The organism is Microcoleus sp. LAD1_D5 (assembly GCF_036702115.1).
GTDB lineage: Bacteria > Cyanobacteriota > Cyanobacteriia > Cyanobacteriales > Microcoleaceae > Microcoleus.
The window spans coordinates 62761-80989 of the sequence record NZ_JAUBSA010000007.1 but is presented as its reverse complement, the minus strand read 5'-3'; the positions used below and the strand labels follow the sequence as shown (position 1 = coordinate 80989).

16 protein-coding genes are annotated in these 18229 nt (G+C 46.5%); 10 read left to right on the top strand and 6 right to left on the bottom strand.

Translation table 11 applies throughout. The annotated features are described in order from the left end of the window. Positions 1-31: 31 nt before the first annotated feature. Positions 32-577: an NfeD family protein gene (locus QUA70_RS05510; protein ID WP_333345430.1), complete on the bottom strand. Its 546-nt coding sequence runs from the start codon at positions 575-577 to the stop codon at positions 32-34. A gap of 175 nt (positions 578-752) precedes the next feature. On the opposite strand from QUA70_RS05510, the gene QUA70_RS05505 reads away from it, so the two are divergent. Beyond that, a complete protein-coding gene (locus QUA70_RS05505) occupies positions 753-2570 on the top strand; it encodes an AAA-like domain-containing protein (protein WP_333345432.1) in 1818 nt (605 codons plus the stop codon). 380 nt (positions 2571-2950) lie between these two features. After that, the gene (locus tag QUA70_RS05500; RefSeq protein WP_333345434.1) at positions 2951-4051 is read left to right on the top strand and encodes an iron-containing redox enzyme family protein; all 1101 of its coding nucleotides are present in this window, start codon (positions 2951-2953) and stop codon (positions 4049-4051) included. Positions 4052-4224: 173 nt separating this feature from the next. On the opposite strand, the gene QUA70_RS05495 is transcribed toward QUA70_RS05500, so the two are convergent. Further along, positions 4225-4944 (bottom strand): SAM-dependent methyltransferase, encoded by a 720-nt coding sequence (locus tag QUA70_RS05495; RefSeq protein WP_333325855.1) that lies wholly within the window; start codon positions 4942-4944, stop codon positions 4225-4227. Between the two features lie 250 nt (positions 4945-5194). Here QUA70_RS05495 and QUA70_RS05490 point away from each other — a divergent pair, with 250 nt between their 5' ends. Further along, entirely contained in the window at positions 5195-5827 is a 633-nt protein-coding gene (locus QUA70_RS05490; protein ID WP_333345436.1) for a hypothetical protein, read from the top strand. A gap of 219 nt (positions 5828-6046) precedes the next feature. Here QUA70_RS05490 and QUA70_RS05485 read toward each other — a convergent pair whose 3' ends face one another. Further along, a complete protein-coding gene (locus QUA70_RS05485) occupies positions 6047-6289 on the bottom strand; it encodes a ChaB family protein (protein ID WP_190662935.1) in 243 nt (80 codons plus the stop codon). A 1161-nt stretch (positions 6290-7450) separates the two neighbouring features. Between QUA70_RS05485 and QUA70_RS05480 the strand changes: the two genes are divergently transcribed. Together QUA70_RS05480 and QUA70_RS05475 are read left to right on the top strand one after the other, a co-directional pair. Next, a complete protein-coding gene (locus QUA70_RS05480) occupies positions 7451-8338 on the top strand; it encodes a hypothetical protein (protein WP_333345438.1) in 888 nt (295 codons plus the stop codon). Positions 8339-8406: 68 nt separating this feature from the next. Further along, the gene (locus QUA70_RS05475) at positions 8407-9198 is read left to right on the top strand and encodes a DUF4142 domain-containing protein (RefSeq protein ID WP_333325847.1); all 792 of its coding nucleotides are present in this window, start codon (positions 8407-8409) and stop codon (positions 9196-9198) included. A 587-nt stretch (positions 9199-9785) separates the two neighbouring features. Here QUA70_RS05475 and QUA70_RS05470 read toward each other — a convergent pair. Continuing rightward, positions 9786-10154 carry a Lin0512 family protein gene (locus QUA70_RS05470; protein ID WP_333345440.1) on the bottom strand — a complete coding sequence of 123 codons (369 nt, stop codon included), beginning with the start codon at positions 10152-10154 and terminating at the stop codon, positions 9786-9788. A gap of 286 nt (positions 10155-10440) precedes the next feature. Between QUA70_RS05470 and QUA70_RS05465 the strand changes: the two genes are divergently transcribed. Both QUA70_RS05465 and QUA70_RS05460 read left to right on the top strand, forming a co-directional pair. After that, positions 10441-11355 carry a branched-chain amino acid transaminase gene (locus QUA70_RS05465; protein ID WP_333345442.1) on the top strand — a complete coding sequence of 305 codons (915 nt, stop codon included), beginning with the start codon at positions 10441-10443 and terminating at the stop codon, positions 11353-11355. Positions 11356-11519: 164 nt separating this feature from the next. Continuing rightward, positions 11520-11804 carry a tetratricopeptide repeat protein gene (locus QUA70_RS05460; RefSeq protein WP_332984688.1) on the top strand — a complete coding sequence of 95 codons (285 nt, stop codon included), beginning with the start codon at positions 11520-11522 and terminating at the stop codon, positions 11802-11804. Between the two features lie 22 nt (positions 11805-11826). On the opposite strand, the gene fghA is transcribed toward QUA70_RS05460, so the two are convergent. Next, a complete protein-coding gene (gene fghA / locus QUA70_RS05455; RefSeq protein WP_333345444.1) occupies positions 11827-12681 on the bottom strand; it encodes an S-formylglutathione hydrolase in 855 nt (284 codons plus the stop codon). A gap of 174 nt (positions 12682-12855) precedes the next feature. Continuing rightward, complete coding sequence (locus QUA70_RS05450; RefSeq protein WP_333345522.1) at positions 12856-13965, bottom strand: S-(hydroxymethyl)glutathione dehydrogenase/class III alcohol dehydrogenase; 1110 nt, start codon at positions 13963-13965, stop codon at positions 12856-12858. 78 nt (positions 13966-14043) lie between these two features. Here QUA70_RS05450 and QUA70_RS05445 point away from each other — a divergent pair, with 78 nt between their 5' ends. The 3 genes from QUA70_RS05445 (at position 14044) to sppA (ending at position 18000) form a co-directional block, all read left to right on the top strand. Next, entirely contained in the window at positions 14044-14727 is a 684-nt protein-coding gene (locus tag QUA70_RS05445) for an SDR family NAD(P)-dependent oxidoreductase (RefSeq protein WP_333345446.1), read from the top strand. A 135-nt stretch (positions 14728-14862) separates the two neighbouring features. Further along, positions 14863-15912, top strand: a complete 1050-nt coding sequence (gene fni / locus QUA70_RS05440) for a type 2 isopentenyl-diphosphate Delta-isomerase (protein WP_333345448.1) — start codon at positions 14863-14865, stop codon at positions 15910-15912. Between the two features lie 267 nt (positions 15913-16179). Beyond that, positions 16180-18000 (top strand): signal peptide peptidase SppA, encoded by a 1821-nt coding sequence (gene sppA / locus QUA70_RS05435; RefSeq protein ID WP_333345451.1) that lies wholly within the window; start codon positions 16180-16182, stop codon positions 17998-18000. The last annotated feature ends 229 nt before the right edge of the window (positions 18001-18229 follow it).

Genomic DNA, 18229 nt, shown 5'->3' with positions numbered 1-18229 from the left:
ACTAAAGATGAATTGAGATTGCTGCCAAGGTTTAGCTGTTGATGTGAATTAATCTGTCAGGTACAACAATCAGCGTGTTTCCTTCGCGGCGCAAAACGTAAACTTTTTGTCTGGGTGCGATCGCCCCTTGGGAATCTTCGTTGCGAGCTTTCCACGAAGCCCCTTCATAGATCACCATTCCGGTTTCTCCGGGGAAAATTTCGGAGATTGTTGTCGCTTCGGTTGCTTCGGGAATCACAAACTTTTTGCGAAAAATGAAAATCGGTCGAATCCAGATGCTCAGCGCGAGGGCTATCCCCATCCAGTAGAAGATTTGCCAGTCAAAATCTTCATACATTATGTTCGCCCAACTAAACTGAAATGCTACAGATCCTCTCCACAAAATAAAGGATTCAATTAAAGCAGAAGCTCCCATCATTAGCACGTAAAATCTGTATTTTTGGGGCTGAGTTTTAATGATTAATAGCTCGATCGCACTAAGCACAACTCCGAGCAGCAACCAGAATAGGGGCGGGGTGAAGGCGAAACCTGGTTGATTAGTGGCTGACGCCAGCGACCAAATTAGGATAGAATACACAATGCTTTTACCTCGTTGTGATGGGATTCAACCTTGTTATTTCTAATCTAATCAGGTGGCTATTTGAGTTGGCGACTGAGTTATTTGAAAATTCATCGACTTTTCATCGACTTTTCATCGACTTTAGGGACGGTTGGCATTTATGATGGTTTCAGTGTCTTGATTGTTATAAGCAATGCCACGATCGCTAAGGGTGCGCGAAGAGTGCATTCGTGCAGTTAAATCCTGTCTCCTGAGAAATGGCTTTCCCAGTCAAAAAATTTTGGCTGAGGATTTAGGCATGGCGCAATCTACTGTCAGCCATTTTCTGAATGGCAAACCTGTGGATTATGCCAATTTCATCGAAATTTGTCGCGGATTGGGGCAGGAATGGCGCGATATAGCCGATTTTGAGGCGAATTCAGAGCCAGAGGAGGTAGTGCTGGTGAGGGCAAAAGTGGCGATCGTCTTCGAGGGCTTTCCTTCGGATCGCTTCGCTAACGCCAACGCTCGTTGGCGAAGCCCTCGAAGAGGATCGACCTCACACAACACTCTTTCTCAGCAGTTACACCAAGCTTTGAGTGCGGGAGGCCACGAAGTCTTTTTTATTAACAGCAGCAGCGACTCAGCCTCATATCTAAAGCGTTGCGATTATTTGCTGTTGCTGATTTCCGAAGAATCGGCCGCTAGCGAAATGGTATTGGAACAAGTGCAGCTAGCCAAAGAATTGCACAATTTAACTGGTCATAAACCAGCAATTTTACCGATTTGCGTTGAATTAAATACACCGCTTTCTTTTGATTTACTGAGCTATTTAGCAGGAATTCAGCCTTGGCTGTGGGGCGGTGTTGGCGACTCATTTAAGTTATTATCCCAAATTTTAACCATTATCAAAGAAGGTCGCACATCGTTAACTGCCGACCATGAATTGGCTGTAGAATGGAAAGTAATTACTAGCACCAAACAGTCAATAATTCAACCCCTGCCAGCAGCGCCGCCTGAATTGCCGGGAGGACAAGTTGAAATAGCTTCTCGTTTTTATATCGATCGCCCTCCGATAGAATCGCGGTGTTACGAGACGATCGCCCAACCGGGAGCGCTGATCCGCATTAAAGCGCCCAGACAAATGGGCAAAACTTCCTTGATGGCGAGGATTTTGCATCATGCAGAACAGCAAGGTTCTCGCACGGTAGCGCTGAGTTTTCAGCTAGCAAATCGGAAAATATTCGCTAACTCAGATACATTTTTGCAGTGGTTTTGTGCTAGCATCGGTCAAGAGTTAGGAATGCTGGAGCAGTTGCCCAAGTGTTGGGAATTAGCCGATTTGATTGGCAGCAATCAGTGCTGCAAAGCTTATTTTGAACAGTATTTGCTGTCAGAATCCTCAAGACCTCTGACGTTAGGGTTGGATGAGAGCGATCGCCTGTTTGAATCGCCGGAAATTGCGGACGACTTCTTTGGGTTATTGCGAGCTTTGCACGAAGAAGCAAAACGGCGAGATATTTGGAAAAAGTTTCGTTTGATTGTGGTGCATTCGACGGAAGTTTATATCCCGCTGGACGTGAATAAATCGCCGTTTAATGTGGGGTTGCCGATTGATTTGCCTGAGTTTAACTCCCAGCAAGTGCAAGACTTAGCAGCGCGACACGAACTAAGTTGGAGTGCTACAGAAGTTGCAGAATTGATGGCGTTAGTGGGAGGACATCCCTATTTAGTGCGGCTGGCAATGTATCGCATTGCCCGTCAAGATGTGACTTTAAATCAATTGCTGAACTCGGCAAAAACCGAGGCAGGAATTTACAGCGACCATTTGCGGAGGCATTTGTGGAATTTAGAAAAATATCCAGAATTAATCGAGGCGATGAGAGAGATTTCTAGTGCGCCAAAACCAGTGAAATCGAGGCTAGAATTGGCTTTTAAATTAAATAGTATGGGGTTGGTGAAGCAGGAGGGCAATTATTGCAGTGCGAGATGCAATTTGTATGAGGAGTATTTTCGCGATCGCCTAGGTTGATAGTCAGAGGTTGTACCAGTCTCAAGAACGGGTTCTCCGGCCCGTTCGACAAGAAAATTTAGTTTTTCAAGAATGGGCAAGATGCCTGTTTCACAAGAAAATTTAGTTTTTGTGGGACGGGCCGGAGAGCCCGTTTCTAAACAGGTGATTGAGAAGGAAGTCTGATATAAGTTAATACCACTCTCCATAAACGTTGTTACCTTTACTCACAAGTTGAAAAGGGTATGAGACGGTAGCGGTCAAATCTCTATCAATGGAAGGGTGTATGCGGCTGACTGGTTCGCTATCGTGAAATTAAGTAGCCATAATCCTCAGCAATCTGCAACGGTTGGCTGTTTTGGCAGGCAGCACAATAATTAGAGTTAGCATAACTTGATTCCATGCAAAACACGATAGAGATACTTCCTTCTTCAGACTCGCGGACTCTTTCCAAAAAGCAACCCGTACTCCCAAATTATGAAGCAGCCGATCGGCAATTTGTCAATTTGCTAGAACTCGAGGATTTAGACAAGACGGTGGCGACAAAACCGTTACTTGTCAGCGATTTTGAAAGCGCGATCGCCTATGCAATTCAAGCGGCTTACCAACAGGAACCGGGCGATGAGGCCGCTCACCGCTTCTTGCAGCGCGTGCTTTATCGCATCAACCGCCTCAACTTGTTTTGGTACGACGATTTGCGCCGCTACAATAACGAGCGATCGCACTATTTGCGTTCCGTGCGCGATCGCATTGAGGAACCTTGGCAGCAGTGGGAAATCGCACAAATCGACGTTGCAGCGCTGCAAAAATTGCCGGATGTCAAGCAAGCCCTGCGCGATCGCGCGGCCGCCGATGTCGATCCTCCGCTAACTGAGCTCGATCGCTACCAGCGGGAACAGATGACTGAAGAGGGATACAAACACCTACTGGCGATCGCCTCTTTCGACGGTTTAGTGGAAGCCAGCCGCCTTTCTCGCATCCTCGGCGGTGCCGGCAACGAAATTCAGTGCACCCTTACGCGAGTGCTGATCGAAGAATACGGCGGCGGTCGCCTTCCCCGCAAGCACTCGACCTTTTTTGCCCAAATGCTGGCAGAATTCGGGATGAGTACGGAACCGGAAGCGTACTTCGATTTAGTGCCTTGGGAAGTGCTCGCAGGCATTAATCACAACTTCCTGCTGACGGAACGCAAGCGCCATTTTCTGCGCTACAACGGCGGACTAACTTATTTTGAGGTGGCGGGGCCCGTCGCTTACCGCAATTATCTAGCCGCCGCCCAGCGTCTGGGTCTCTCGCACGCTGCGATGGGTTATTGGGAACTGCACATCAAAGAAGACGAACGTCACGGCCGCTGGATGTTGGATGAAGTGGCTATCCCGCTGGTTGACAGATACCCGCAGGAGGCTTGGGAGCTGGTGTTGGGGTACGATCAGGAGAAGTCGATCGGCGATCGGGCTGGGGCGGCTGTAGTGCGATCGATCCAAGCGGCAGAACGGAATTAACGGCTATATAGTAGGGTGCCTCAATCTCTGATGCACCCTATATCTTGCACCGTTCTCAATAAGCCTTTGAGGAACAGGCAAGATGCCTGTTCCACAAGAAATACACTCTTTGTGGAACAGGCATCTTGCCTGTTGCTGACAATGGTGCAACATCCCAGAGGCACCGCTGTATTTTAAAATGCTGTCATTAACTGAATTAGCTCGATCGACAAATCTCTTTGCGACTTTTCTTGCTTCTTAAACAAAACTCCAGCCAGCAGATAGATATTTTCCGAATAAAAAGCCATGCCCTCTTCTCGGAGACGGGCGATCGCGCTTTTCACCTTCGGTTCCGAACTATAATACCCAAAACTTAAAGGTGCAATCTCAAAATTCGCCACCGAGTAGCCTCGATCCAAGGCATAATCGATCAAACCCACCGGATTAGAATAGCTAGAAACCATCAGCAAAACTTCGTTGCAGTCCAGAGATAAAAGTTTTTTAGCAATTGTACAACCATCACTTCCCCCGTGCAACAACGGCTGGTAAATCTTATCATCCACCGCCGGCAAGTAAGGCGGATTTGAGATTACACAATCCGCCGACTCGTATAAAGGCGAATCAAAAAAAGAGCAATTGTTGACGGTGTACTGTTCGCTCAGTTCATATTCTTTAATTTGAGAATGAGCAATTTTCCACGCTACTTTATTTAGCTCAAATCCCTGTATTCTCCCGTCAAACTCTGTTCTCAGCAAAGACTTAATAACTGGACTTCCCTCTCCTGAACCAAACTCTACGATCAGTCGAGAATTATCGCTGGCATTTAATACTAAACTTTCCAAGCAGTGCGCGTAAAAATCCGATTCTTCCGGGCAGTGGAATACCTGTTTCAGAGGATGGGATGAAGTGAGCATAAATTCTGTAACAAAGTTGACTATTTTTAAAGTACCCAATCCGTAATATTGCAGCCATCTATCCCAAGAGCTATTTTATGAAATTGTGATATCTCTCTTCCTATTTTACCTGCTGCGAGCGAGTAACTATTACTGCCGACATATAAGAAAATCAATGCAATTAATCCGATTGATAGATTGCAATTAGAGCGATTGCTGTTGAAATAGTATGTAAGCAACTAATTGTTTGTGAATTTTAATAGTGTCAGATATGACCTTTTTTAATTATTCAGTGCCACCTCTGCGCCGCAAACAGCTTAACATTGACGTTCAGGATGTAGAAGGGCTTTGGCAGGTTCAGTTTCCCCTTGGTCAAGAGAGATTTTATTCAACATTTTATACTTGTCTCGATCGAGCTTGCCTGCTGTGGAGCTTGCTGTTAATACCCATGTTCGGCACTGCACAATTTTTATCTGTGAGTTGGATGCTGCAAGCAGGTTTGTGGTCAGCCCTCAGCCTCGTAGGTACAGCAGCAATGGTAAGCATGACATACTCTTGGGTCAAAATAGAACGCCTGATTTGGGTGCTTTACGGTTGGGTAATCCTCATGTTATTAGGATTGCTGCTGACCGATTTAGCCATTTTTTATAGTTGGGGAAAAGTGTTGGCAAATCTCTGTCCCCTGTGGTTAGGAATGAGCGGAATTGGGTATTTTGGGACTGGATGGGCAGTGCGATCGCGCGCGCTCTTAGCAGCAAGTTTATTTCACCTGTTGGGAATTTTGATTTTGCCTTACACCGACGGTTGGTCTTTCCTATTTACGGGAGTCCTAATGGTATTTAGCTTGCTCGTTTTAGCCGAATTACAATGGGATATGCGCCAGCCTATTAACAGGCTGCATTAACTTCTGGATCACCGCGATTCCAACACCTATCAATGTAAAGCATTCATCACTTGTGATGAATACATTGCTAATGACTGACGATATCATGACCGCTAGAATAACTTTACTCACATTGGTTGGTAGTGAGGACTTCACTCATCATAAAATCAGGAATGAAGTCCTGACTACACACCGGATAACGGTTATTTTAGCGGACACGATAGAAGTGATGCCTTATGACTAATTGCCACCAGACTGTACAGATTTGCGGGTTTGGTTAGTATCGTCACCCTTGTGATGCCACGTGCCACCTTCGCCTTGAACGTATTCAGATTTTACGCTGTTCCAAGCAACGCTGGTAGCACCATCGGCGCTCATTCCATCTTCACTAGCGCTCTTAAAAGCCGCCTGAAAAATTTGTTTCGCCCCTTGGGGGAGTTCTTGTGCTTCTGAAGGTAAGGTATCAAATTGTTGTTCGGGCATAATGACCTCTAATTATTAAACATAAATTTAATCTTATATACTAGAAGCCACTACTTTCCTCTCTCTAAAAGCAAGTTTTAGACCGCATTTTTATCATTCTGAGGACAGATGTAATATTAAATTTATTCTGATCCGAGAAGGCAATGGGCTTGGCGTTGCTGGTTGGGCAGAATTTGGGTAATTTCCTCGCTCCAACAGCAATTAATCTGATTTCGGCTTTTGAACTTGCGAACTTAGAAAAAGCGCTTAACATTAGATAGCGACTTCGGGCAAGAATTCGATGCAGCATAGTTGATGTCTGCTGGGGAAATCTGTGAGGGAATAAGCGCTCTCTGGCATAGTCTTGGCTTTAGGATATAGGATATCAGGGTTTAGCCGATCGCACTCACAAGCAATTCTGACGAGTGCGCTGTCGCTGGTTAATTTAATGTCGCGCGGGTTCGACTCGGATAGCCCTGAGTTCGCCTTCCTGTTTTACGCCAGTCAAAGCCCAGTCAAACGCCTTGCTGTTGAGGGTTTGCAGGCGCTTTTGCGACTCGGAAAGGTCGATCGGGCGTTTTGAGATAATTTAGTTTCCTAGGAAAGTTTGAGCGGTATTCTGTCAGTGCCCAAATTGCCAGCAGCAAGTTAAGGAAAAATAGCGCTCAAAAAAATTTTAAACCAACTCATCTGGCGGAGCGCTAACCCAAAATTGACGGTGATAAAATCAAGAATTTCTGCCTCAAAGCACCAGCAGCCGGGGAAATTTTATGGGAAGATCAGCGCGCTTGTCTCAGAAACCCGGTTGATGCGTATATGTCTCGTTATTCAACCCCAAATTTTTCAGTTCAACCCGGTTTCTATCCCCCGCGCGTAAGTTTTGATTTAGCTAGTAGGCCGCCCCATCAAATATCATCCATCACCTGAAATAAAACGCCATTTTACCAAATATTCCTAAAGATGAATGGCGAACTTGAATGATACGTAATAGCTTATAAACTATTAAGGCTGCGGTGTAATTGACCAGGGAAAAATAATCCAGGGAAGGGGACTAAATTTGCTCCCTTACTTTCATTATCCCGCAGCAAATGTTAGAAAAGCTGCACGTTACGCTGTCAATTTGACCCTGCGGTTTTGGCATCACAAGCGATCGCAGGACTCTACGTAAAAGCAAGAATTACCATGAAATCTTCTAAATTGTTGAAAGTTGTTTTAGCAAGCGCTTGTACTTTAGGTTTAGCAACGGTTTCCTTAGCAGTGCCTGCTTCTGCCCAGTCAGGCGGCGGTGCTGGAGGGGGTCCTGGAGGCGGTACGGGCACAACTGGTACAGGCACAACTGGTACAGGCACAACTGGTACAGGCACAACTGGTACAGGCACAACTGGTACAGGCACCGACACAACTGGTACAGGCACCGACACAACTGGTACGGGCACAACTGGTACGGGCACCGACACAACTGGTACAACCGATACAACTGGCACGGGCACAACCGATACGACAGGCACGGGCACAACCGGTACAACCGGTACGAGTGGCACGGGCACAACCGGTACAACCGGTACGAGTGGCACGGGCACAACGGGCACAACCGATACGACAGGCACGGGTACAACCGGCACAACCGATACGACAGGCACGGGCACAACCGGTACAACCGGTACAACTGGCACGGGCACAACCGATACGACAGGCACGGGTACAACCGGCACAACCGGTACGACAGGCACGGGCACAACCGGTACAACCGGTACGACAGGCACGGGTACAAGCGGTACAACCGATACGACAGGCACGGGTACAACGGGTACAACGGGTACAACAGGCACGGGTACAACGGGTACAACGGGTACAACAGGCACGGGTACAACGGGTACAACGGGTACGAGTGGCACGGGTACAACCGGTACAACGGGTACGAGTGGTACCACATCCACGCCGGCTGATACTAATTCTGGAGTTTTGAGTGCTCGGCGCGATAGCCCCAACAATTTCGGGTGGCTGGGTGCATTGGGCGCGTTTGGTTTGCTCAACTTGTTTCGGAAAAACAGCACACCCTCCCATCGCTAGTTTCGGGCGATTCCCTACGGGATAGCTTCGCTTCACGTAATTTTGAAAACTTAGAGGCCTAGAAATTCATGACTTCACTCAATCGCAAAAATTTGTTCAAAAAATTAGTAACAGTTGCCGGAATTGCCGGCGTTAGTTCCTTGATAGCTGTGCCGGGATTTGCAGAATTAAACCGCCAGAGTCACGGCTTCAACCAGTCGGGCGATCGGGTTTTTGAGCTTGCTGATAATGCTACCGACGATGCTACTACTCCCAACACTCCAAATACCCCCACCAACAACACTCCCGGCCGTTCTCCCAACACTCCAAATACCCCCACCAACAACACTCCCGGCCGTTCTCCAAATACCCCCATCAACAACAATCCCAGCCGTTCTCCCAACACTCCCACAGGTGGCGAAACTTCACCTAATTCTCTCAGCAGCCAAGACAGAAACTTTGTCATGCAAGCAGGTCAAATTGGTATGCTGGAAGTGGAGCTCGGCAGATTGGCAGTGCAGCGCGGTTCTAGTGCTGGCGTGAAACAATACGGGCAAGAAATGGTTGAGGAACACACTCGGGCAAATCAAGAATTGATGCAGTTAGTAATGCAAAAGCAGGTTGAATTGCCAACCGACATGAGTACCCAGAACACAGCTTTGATGGATCGACTTTCCGGACTATCCGGTACAAGTTTTGACACCGCTTACAAGCAGGCTATGATCGAGAGCCACACTCAGGCTATTGCTCTGTTTCAGGCTCAATCTCAACAGGGACAAGATCCCGACTTGAAGGCGTGGGCCACCCAGAAGTTGCCGAACCTTCAGGCGCACTTGCAAATGGTTAACCAAATGTTGGCAGATACCAGCCAGCCCCAATAGGAGGTAGAGGAGGTAGAGTCCGATCGGGTTTTAGGCGATCGGACTCTACCTTTTGTGCTGGGAGAGGGAACAGTAATAAATTCTTTTAAACCCTATAATTTTTGAGAACAATGGAAGATTTTCTCCGCAACTTGTTGGGCAGCAATATTACCGTGACGTGGCTGTTATTAATCGTAGGGTTTTGCTGGATTGCTTACATACCCGGTCGCCTGAGGAATTAAAAATTATCACTTAAAAGTTAAAAATTAAGTAGGTAAGTAGATAGGCGGGATTAAACCGAATAATGTAACCGTATGTAAATAGGCTTAAGTTAGCCAGTAGAAAGCATTTGGACACTTTACATCGTTTACATAGTTGCGTTTTAAAGCGCCGACTTACTTAGGCGCCAATAAATCTTAGCGTTGAACAGACTAAGTTATAGCGTGCCTCAGAGCCTCAGATTTTCTAGGATATTTCAGGCCATCTCTCATGACGCACCCTACAACTTAGTCTAAATTAATCATTTTTTAACAGACAGGCGTTCGATCGCCCGATCGCGGAAACAAGCAAGTGCGATCGGGCTATTTATCCCAACAACACCAAATTAGCTAGTCCTCAGTGTCCACAAAAACAGTCACAGCCGCCACAGCGATTAGCATTTCATCATTTTTATCATTCAGAGAGGCGATCGCCCTTCCTGGCACAATCATGCCTCCTTGCTCCACAATCAGAGTTTTGCTGCCAAAAGGGAGCACCGCCAACACCTCCTGTTCCCGCACTTGTTCCGGGTAAGGAACAGCCACCTTAACCTCAACAATCATCTGATTGGGGTCGCTCAAACCCGCCACTTCCCAGACGCCTAGGAGAGCATTATGGGCGATCGCATTCCGTACAGCCCTTGCACAGGCTACAGTCGGTTCCTGCCCGTGCTGGTCTATACCCATCCCCATTTCAATGATGAAACATTTACGTGCCATAGTTGCCCCTTGGTTGATTTTTGTTTGTAGTTGATCGCACTTTTTCCCAAAACAATTATCAACCCAAATGACCGCATTTTATATTATTTTATCGCTCCCTCGAATCACACAATACTCATCTCATTTAATAAAAGAAAGGTAACTTTAGACCACCTCCAAACTTATATCTAATCAGTCATTGTAAATCTAAAATCTAAAATCTAAAATCTAAAATGGTATAACTTATGGTAATATAACCAAATTCAGCTTTCCTCCCGGACTGCAAAACTCATCTCCAGCTTGAATCATGGATAGTTTTCTACCAATTGCCTACTTTCAAAACCAATTTCTCCCATTTACCGACGCCAAAATTTCCATAGCCACCCACGCACTGCACTACGGAACCGGAGTTTTAGGCGGGTTGCGGGGAATTCCAGACCCCCAAAATGCCGATCGAATCTTGCTATTTAGATTAGACCGCCACTGTCAAAGATTAAGTCAAAGTGCCAGCTTCCTCCACTGCGATTTGCCAGCCGACAAAATTCAACAGATAATAATTGATTTTGTCCAGAAAAACCAGCCCACAAAATCATTTTATATCCGCCCTTTTATCTACACATCCAGTTTAGGAATTGCCCCCCGACTGCACAACGTAGAAACCGACTTTTTTGTCTACGGATTAGAACTTTCAGATTATTTGCCCAAAGAAGGAGTCAACTGTAGAATTAGCTCTTGGTATCGCCAAGAAGACCGCAGTTTGCCCTTAAGAGGTAAAATTAGCGGCGCCTACATCACCTCAGCTTTAGCCAAAACCGAAGCAGTAGAATCCGGCTTCGACGAAGCAATTATGATGAACACTCAGGGAAAAGTCAGCGAAGCTTCAGGAATGAACATATTTGTCGCCAGAAACGGTAAATTAGTTACTCCCGGTTTCGAGCAAGATATTCTCGAAGGAATTACCAGAGACAGCGTAATCACAATCGCCAGAGACTTAGGAATTGAAGTCATAGAAAGACCAGTTGATAGATCAGAATTATTGATTGCAGACGAGATTTTCCTCTGCGGAACCGCCGCCAAAATTACCCCAATTAAGCGAGTCGAAAACTATCATTTGCCGAAAGACAGACCCCTCACAGAAAAACTCTTGCACAAACTCACGGGAATCATCGAAAATCGCGATAGTAACTACCAAGACTGGGTATTTCCCATCGACCTAAATTAACCGTTTGTAGTGAGGAGTTCAGTCCTTCTTTTAAGGACTAAATTCCTCACTACAAACCATCAACTGGACTGCCGTGTCCTTACACCCGTCTGCTCTATTTCATCGGCTTAAAAACTTCTATATCGACGCTCCAGAATTAACTACATCGATAATTAAGAAATGCGATGGAAGCTCGAGAATTTTACGAACAAGGATTCGACCTCGGTCGCAGGGGGCTGTACGAGGAAGCAGTTGCAGCTTTTACTCAAGCAATAAATCTCAATCCTGACTTTGTAGAAGCTTACATGATTCGTGCTACTGCTCGAAGTGGAACAGGAGATTTACAGGGGGGAATTGAAGATTTTGAGAAAGCTATGGATATCTACAGGGCTAGAGGACAATCGCAAATAGCTGATATGCTTTTAGTCCCCTGGAGTGCGCTGCACAATGAAATTAGGTTTAAGGACTAAAGTCCTTACTACAAACTAAAGTTCACTCACACAAAGCAGCCGCGTGAAATTGAATATGATCCTCGATAAAACTCGCCACAAAATAATAGTTGTGATCGTAACCTTCCTGCATCCTTAAAGTTAGCGGCTGTCCCGCTTTTGCACAAGCCTCCGCCAACACTTCCGGCAACAACTGCCCGTCAGTCAGATACGAATCAGCAGTGCCGCAGTCAATCAGAATCGGACGGTTGTATTGCGCCTCAAGCACCAATTCACTAGCATCCCAAGCCTTCCACATCTCTTTGTCGCCACCGAGGTAGTGCCCGAATATTTTTTGTCCCCAAGGGCAGCGCATTGGCGCGGAAATAGGCGCAAAAGCGGAAACTGAAAGATAGCTAGATCCATTTTTCAAAGCACAAATTAAAGCCCCGTGTCCGCCCATCGAATGACCGAAAATCCCCTGTTTTTCCGGTATCCCTGGAAAATTTTCGGCGATTAAATTCGGTAATTCATCAACCACATAACTGTACATTCGATAGTGAGAATTCCAAGGTGCGGCTGTCGCATCAACATAAAAACCCGCACCACTTCCTAAATCCCAATCGTCATCTTCACCGGGGATGCCAGTATTGCGCGGGCTAGTGTCGGGCGCAACCAGCATTAACCCGTATTTTGCCGCAAATTGTTGCGCCCCCGCTTTTGCCATAAAGTTTTCTTCCGTGCAGGTTAAACCTGATAGAAAATACAAAACTGGTACGGGTTGAGATAAAGCTTGCGGCGGCTGATAAACGGCGAATTTCATCTCGCTGTTGCAGGTTGAGGATTGATGGCTGTAAAATCCGAGTCTGCCACCGAAACTTTTCTGTTCTTTGTGCAGTTTTAGGGATTCTGATATCATATTAATTCTATTTCATTTGTGAATGAGATTTTTTTATTAACCGCAGAGGGCGCAGAGGACGCAGAGGCAGAGAGAAGAGAGAACTTATGTAGGGTGCAGCCGTCTACCCTACGGCTATAGGTAGCGCGTAAAACCACTTTTTCCGTAAGTCCTATCTTCCTTCTTCCTTCCCATTCAAAAAGTCAAAACTGTGCGAATTGATTCGCCTTTGTGCATTAAGTCAAAGGCTTCATTGATTTTGTCGATCGGCATTACCTGAGATACCAAACTATCAATATCAATTTTACCGTCCATGTACCAATCAACAATCTTAGGAACATCAGTTCTGCCTTTTGCCCCCCCAAAAGCCGTGCCTTTCCAAACGCGGCCAGTTACTAGCTGAAACGGGCGTGTGCTAATTTCTTGACCTGCTCCCGCTACCCCGACAATTACGCTCACGCCCCAACCTTTGTGGCAGCATTCCAAAGCTTGGCGCATCACATTAATATTACCGATACATTCAAAACTGTAATCTGCTCCGCCTTTGGTTAAATCTACTAAATAAGGCACTAAATCGCCTTCCACTTCGCGGGGATTGACAAAGTGAGTCATGCCGAATTTTTCTGCCATCTCTCGCTTATCAGGATTCAAGTCTACACCGACAATCATGTTAGCTCCCACCAGGCGAGCCGCTTGAATTACATTCAAACCGACGCCGCCCAAACCGAAAACTACCACATTAGAACCAGGCTCTACTTTCGCAGTATTGATGACCGCGCCGATGCCAGTTGTGACGCCGCAGCCGATCAAACAAACTTTATCAAAAGGAGCATCTTCGCGAATTTTTGCTACCGCAATTTCCGGCAATACTGTATAATTAGCAAAGGTAGAAGTTCCCATGTAATGGTAAAGTTTCTGCCCATCTATAGAAAACCTACTCGTGCCGTCGGGCATCACTCCCTGGCCTTGAGTCACGCGAATTGCTTGACAGAGATTGGTTTTTTTGCTCAAACAATATTCGCAGTTGCGGCATTCAGGAATGTAGAGAGGAATTACCCGATCGCCCACTTTGACACTGGTGACTCCCGCCCCAACTTCTGCGACAATCCCGGCTCCCTCGTGGCCTAAGATAGCAGGAAACAAACCTTCAGGATCGGCACCAGAAAGAGTGTAAGCGTCAGTGTGACAAACACCCGTGGCTTTAATTTCCACCAGCACCTCTCCAGCCTGCGGCCCATCCAGATCTACCGTTTCAATGCTCAGAGGTTGGCCGGCACTGCGAGCAACTGCTGCTTTTACTTTCATGCTTTCTCCTGCGATCGATTTGTCAATTTGCCCGTCAATATGTATTGTATTACTTAATGTCAAACTTGGAGCAAATCAATGACAAAATTAATTGTAATTACTGGAGCCAGTCGCGGTCTCGGTCTTGCCATGACCGAAAAGTTTATTGAATTGGGACATACAGTTGTGGGATGCGCCCGTTCTTCCGAAGCGGTGGAAAAACTCCAACAAAAATATAGTGCGCCCCACCATTTTACTGCTTTGGATGTCACCAACGACGATCGAGTAAAAGCATGGGCAACAGAAATGCTGACCAAAAAAGAGCCACCAGATTTGCTCATAAACAATGCAGGTTTAGTCAACAATCCCGCGCCGCTTTGGTTAGTCAGCAGCGAAGAATTTTCCCAGCTAATAGATGTTAATATTAAAGGTACTGCTAATGTAATTCGCCACTTTGTCCCGGCAATGATTGCTCGAAAAAGCGGTATAATAGTCAACTTTAGTTCTGGTTGGGGAAGGTCAACTTCGCCGGAAGTCGCGCCCTATTGCGCTTCTAAGTGGGCAATAGAAGGACTTACGCAATCGCTCGCTCAAGAATTGCCCGCAGGTATGGCAGCAGTTCCTTTAAATCCGGGGATAATTCACACTGATATGCTGGAAATTTGTTTCGGCGAAGATGCGGCAAGTTACACATCAGTCAAAGCATGGGTGCAAAAAGCAGTTCCTTTTTTACTCAAGTTAAAACCTTCCGATAACGGAATGCCGCTGACTGTTCCTGGATAATACAGCAACCCTGGCAGGATTTGTCAACATCTCTCTTGTCTTCTCCTCTGCGCTCTCTGCGGTTCATTAAAAAATTCAAAAATGAAATAAAATTGCTATATTCCCAAATCACAACTCTTTCCCCAAATAGCCACTGTGAACTTGCCGCTAACCTCCCCCTCGCAAACCGAAACTCGCAAAGCAGACCACCTGCGGATCTGCCTCGAAGAAGACGTACAATTTCGCGAAACTACCAGCGGACTCGAACGCTACCGTTTTGATCACTGCTGTTTGCCAGAACTCGATCGCACCCAAATCGATTTAACCTCCACATTTCTCGGCAAAAAACTAGCCGTTCCTCTGCTAATTTCCTCGATGACAGGTGGCACAGAATTAGCCCAGACAATCAATTATCGCCTCGCCGATGTCGCTCAAGAATACAAACTAGCAATGGGAGTTGGTTCCCAGCGAATCGTCGTAGAAAATCCTCAACTAGCTCCTACATTTACCGTCCGTCGTCGCGCTCCAGATATTCTGCTATTTGCCAATATCGGAGCAGTTCAATTAAACTACAATTACGGTTTGGAAGAGTGCCAAAAAATTGTTGATATTTTAGAAGCAGATGCCCTGATTTTGCACCTCAATCCGCTGCAAGAGTGCGTTCAAACCGAAGGCGATACTAACTTTAAAGGACTGCTAGATAAAATTGCAAAATTGTGCGCTAAATTACCAGTACCAGTTATTGCTAAAGAAGTCGGCAACGGTATTTCAGGAAAGATGGCAAAGAAATTGCTCGCTGCAGGGGTAGGTGCGATCGACATTGCCGGGGCCGGAGGCACTTCTTGGGCGAAAATAGAAGGAGAGCGAGCTAAAGATGGCAAGCAGCGCAGGTTGGGCGCAACCTTTGCCGACTGGGGAATACCAACAGCCGAGTGCATTGTCAGCACCCGCGCCGTAGCGCCGGATGTTCCCCTGATTGCCTCTGGAGGCTTGCAGAATGGGTTGGATGCAGCGAAAGCTCTCGCCCTTGGCGCGGATATTGCCGGACTGGCGCGGCCGTTTCTGCAAGCTGCAGCAGAATCGGAATCAGCCGCAGCCCTCCTAGCTGAAGTTTTGATTGCAGAAATCGCCACAGTGATGTTCTGTACTGGCTGCGCTAACTTGGATGAGTTAAAACATTCTGGGGTTTTGGAAAGGTTAAGATAAAAGTGAGTCAGCAGTCAAAAGTCATTAGTCAGCAGTCAAAAGTCATTAGCTAATAACTAACGACAGCGGATAATTGGTAAATCCGGCGTTGCAGGAATTACCAATAATATCGTTTCCGCTGGCAGGGGAATAATATCTTTCCGAGTGCAGTGCGAGCCTCCCGCTCACACGCTCGCTATCATTCCGCTTTAACCGGATTTGCTCTCACTAACAACTAATGACTAATAACTAATGACTAATAACTAATCACTAATTACCAATTATCTAATGAAAGATTTCCTAAAATATACTTGTGCAAGTTTACTAGGAACCTTCCTAGGACTGTTGCTGCTGGGCAGCATCGGATTGGGAGGACTGGTACTGCTAATTGCTATGGCGGCATCGTCGTCTAAGGATTCGGGCCCCCAAGTTAAAGATAAGTCTGTATTGGTATTAGACCTTTCTTCAAATATCACCGACAGCAAACCGAGCCGTAGCACTGGCGCAGCGATTCAAGATGTGCTTTCGGACGATTCCGGCGATGCTGTGACGCTACGGACTGTTTTAGACTCGATCGAATCTGCTAAAAAAGACCCGAAAATCGTTGGCATTTATCTCGAAGGCAGGTCGGATTCGAGCAGCAGCGGGTTTGCCAATCTCAAAGAAGTTCGATCGGCATTGCAGCGTTTCCGAGATGCCAAAAAACCCATTTTTGCTTATCAGATGGACTGGAATGAGCGAGATTATTACCTCGGTTCTGTAGCTAATACAATTGCAGTCAATCCTTACGGCGCTTTGGAAATCAACGGTTTTAGCAGTCAGGCAATGTTTTTCACTGGTGCTTTGGAAAAATACGGCGTGGGAGTGCAAGTGACTCGCGTCGGCAAATACAAGTCAGCCGTTGAGCCGTTTTTGCTCACAAAAATGAGTCCCGAAAATCGCCAGCAAACTCAAAAGTTGCTCGGAGATATGTGGGGAGAATACCTGAAAGCTGTCGCCCCTAGTCGCAAAGTGACTGTTCCGCAACTGCAAGCGCTTGCAGATAAAGGCGGAATTTTGATGGCTGACGAAGCTCTCAAAAGCAAGTTAGTTGATAAAGTTGTATACTTTGACGAAATATCGACAGAACTCAAAAAACTCACAGGAATCGATCGCGAAAACAACTCTTTCAAGCAAATTAGTTTGAAAAACTACGCGAGAATTGCTGAGAATAAAAACTCAACTCGCGCTGATAAGAAAAACCAAATTGCTATACTTTACGCTGAGGGAGAGATTGTAGACGGCGAAGGGGGCCCGACTGAAGTAGGAGGCGATCGCATCGCTAAAGAAATGCGGAAAATCCGAGAAGATAACGACGTAAAAGCGGTCGTTTTGCGCGTCAACAGTCCCGGAGGTAGCGCGACGGCGGCCGAAGTAATTGCACGCGAAGTGATGCTGACGGGGAAAAAGAAACCAGTTATTGTTTCAATGGGCAATTTAGCAGCATCCGGCGGCTATTGGATTTCGATGGGTTCCAACCGCATTTTTGCCGAACCCAATACGATTACCGGTTCGATCGGCGTTTTTGGAATGCTGTTCAACGCCGAAAAGTTGGCTGCTAACAACGGCCTGACTTGGGACGTGGTAAAAACCGCCCGCTTTGCGGATACTAACACGGTTTCCCGCCCGAAAAACCTTCAAGAATTGGCGAATATTCAGAGGAGAGTCGATCGCATTTACGATCAATTTATTACTAAAGTCGCCGACTCCCGCAAACTGCCGAAAACTAAGGTACAAGAAATTGCTCAAGGCAGAGTGTGGTCTGGTACGGCTGCGAAACAGTTGGGTTTAGTCGATGAAATTGGCGGGCTTGAAGATGCTGTCAGAGAGGCGGCGAAGCAAGCTAAACTCGGCGACGATTGGAAGTTGGAAGAATATCCAAAACGCCGCAGTTTGGAGGAGCGAATTTTGGAAAGAATTTCAGGCGTTCACGTGTTGAAACCAGCCACCAAACTCGACCCGCTAACGGCGGAATTCAAGAAAATGCAAGATGAATTGGCTGTGATCAAGTCGATGAACGACCCGCAGGGGATTTATGTTCGCTTGCCTTTCAATTTGCGGATTGATTAATTGATACCAAATCCGGGATTTTTACCCATTTATTCTTCAGTCCCCCTCTGTTCGGACGAAAGTTTTGCTCTTGAACCGTTGCAAGCGCTGAGTCCGATCGGGATTTTTAACGCGGATTTGGTATGAGTAGGCTGACGCAGCCTACCAACAACTGAAAAACCCGGTTTCTCCAAGAAACCGGGTTTATGAATACCCTAAAAGTCGAGCGACTGGGAATTGGCCATATTTG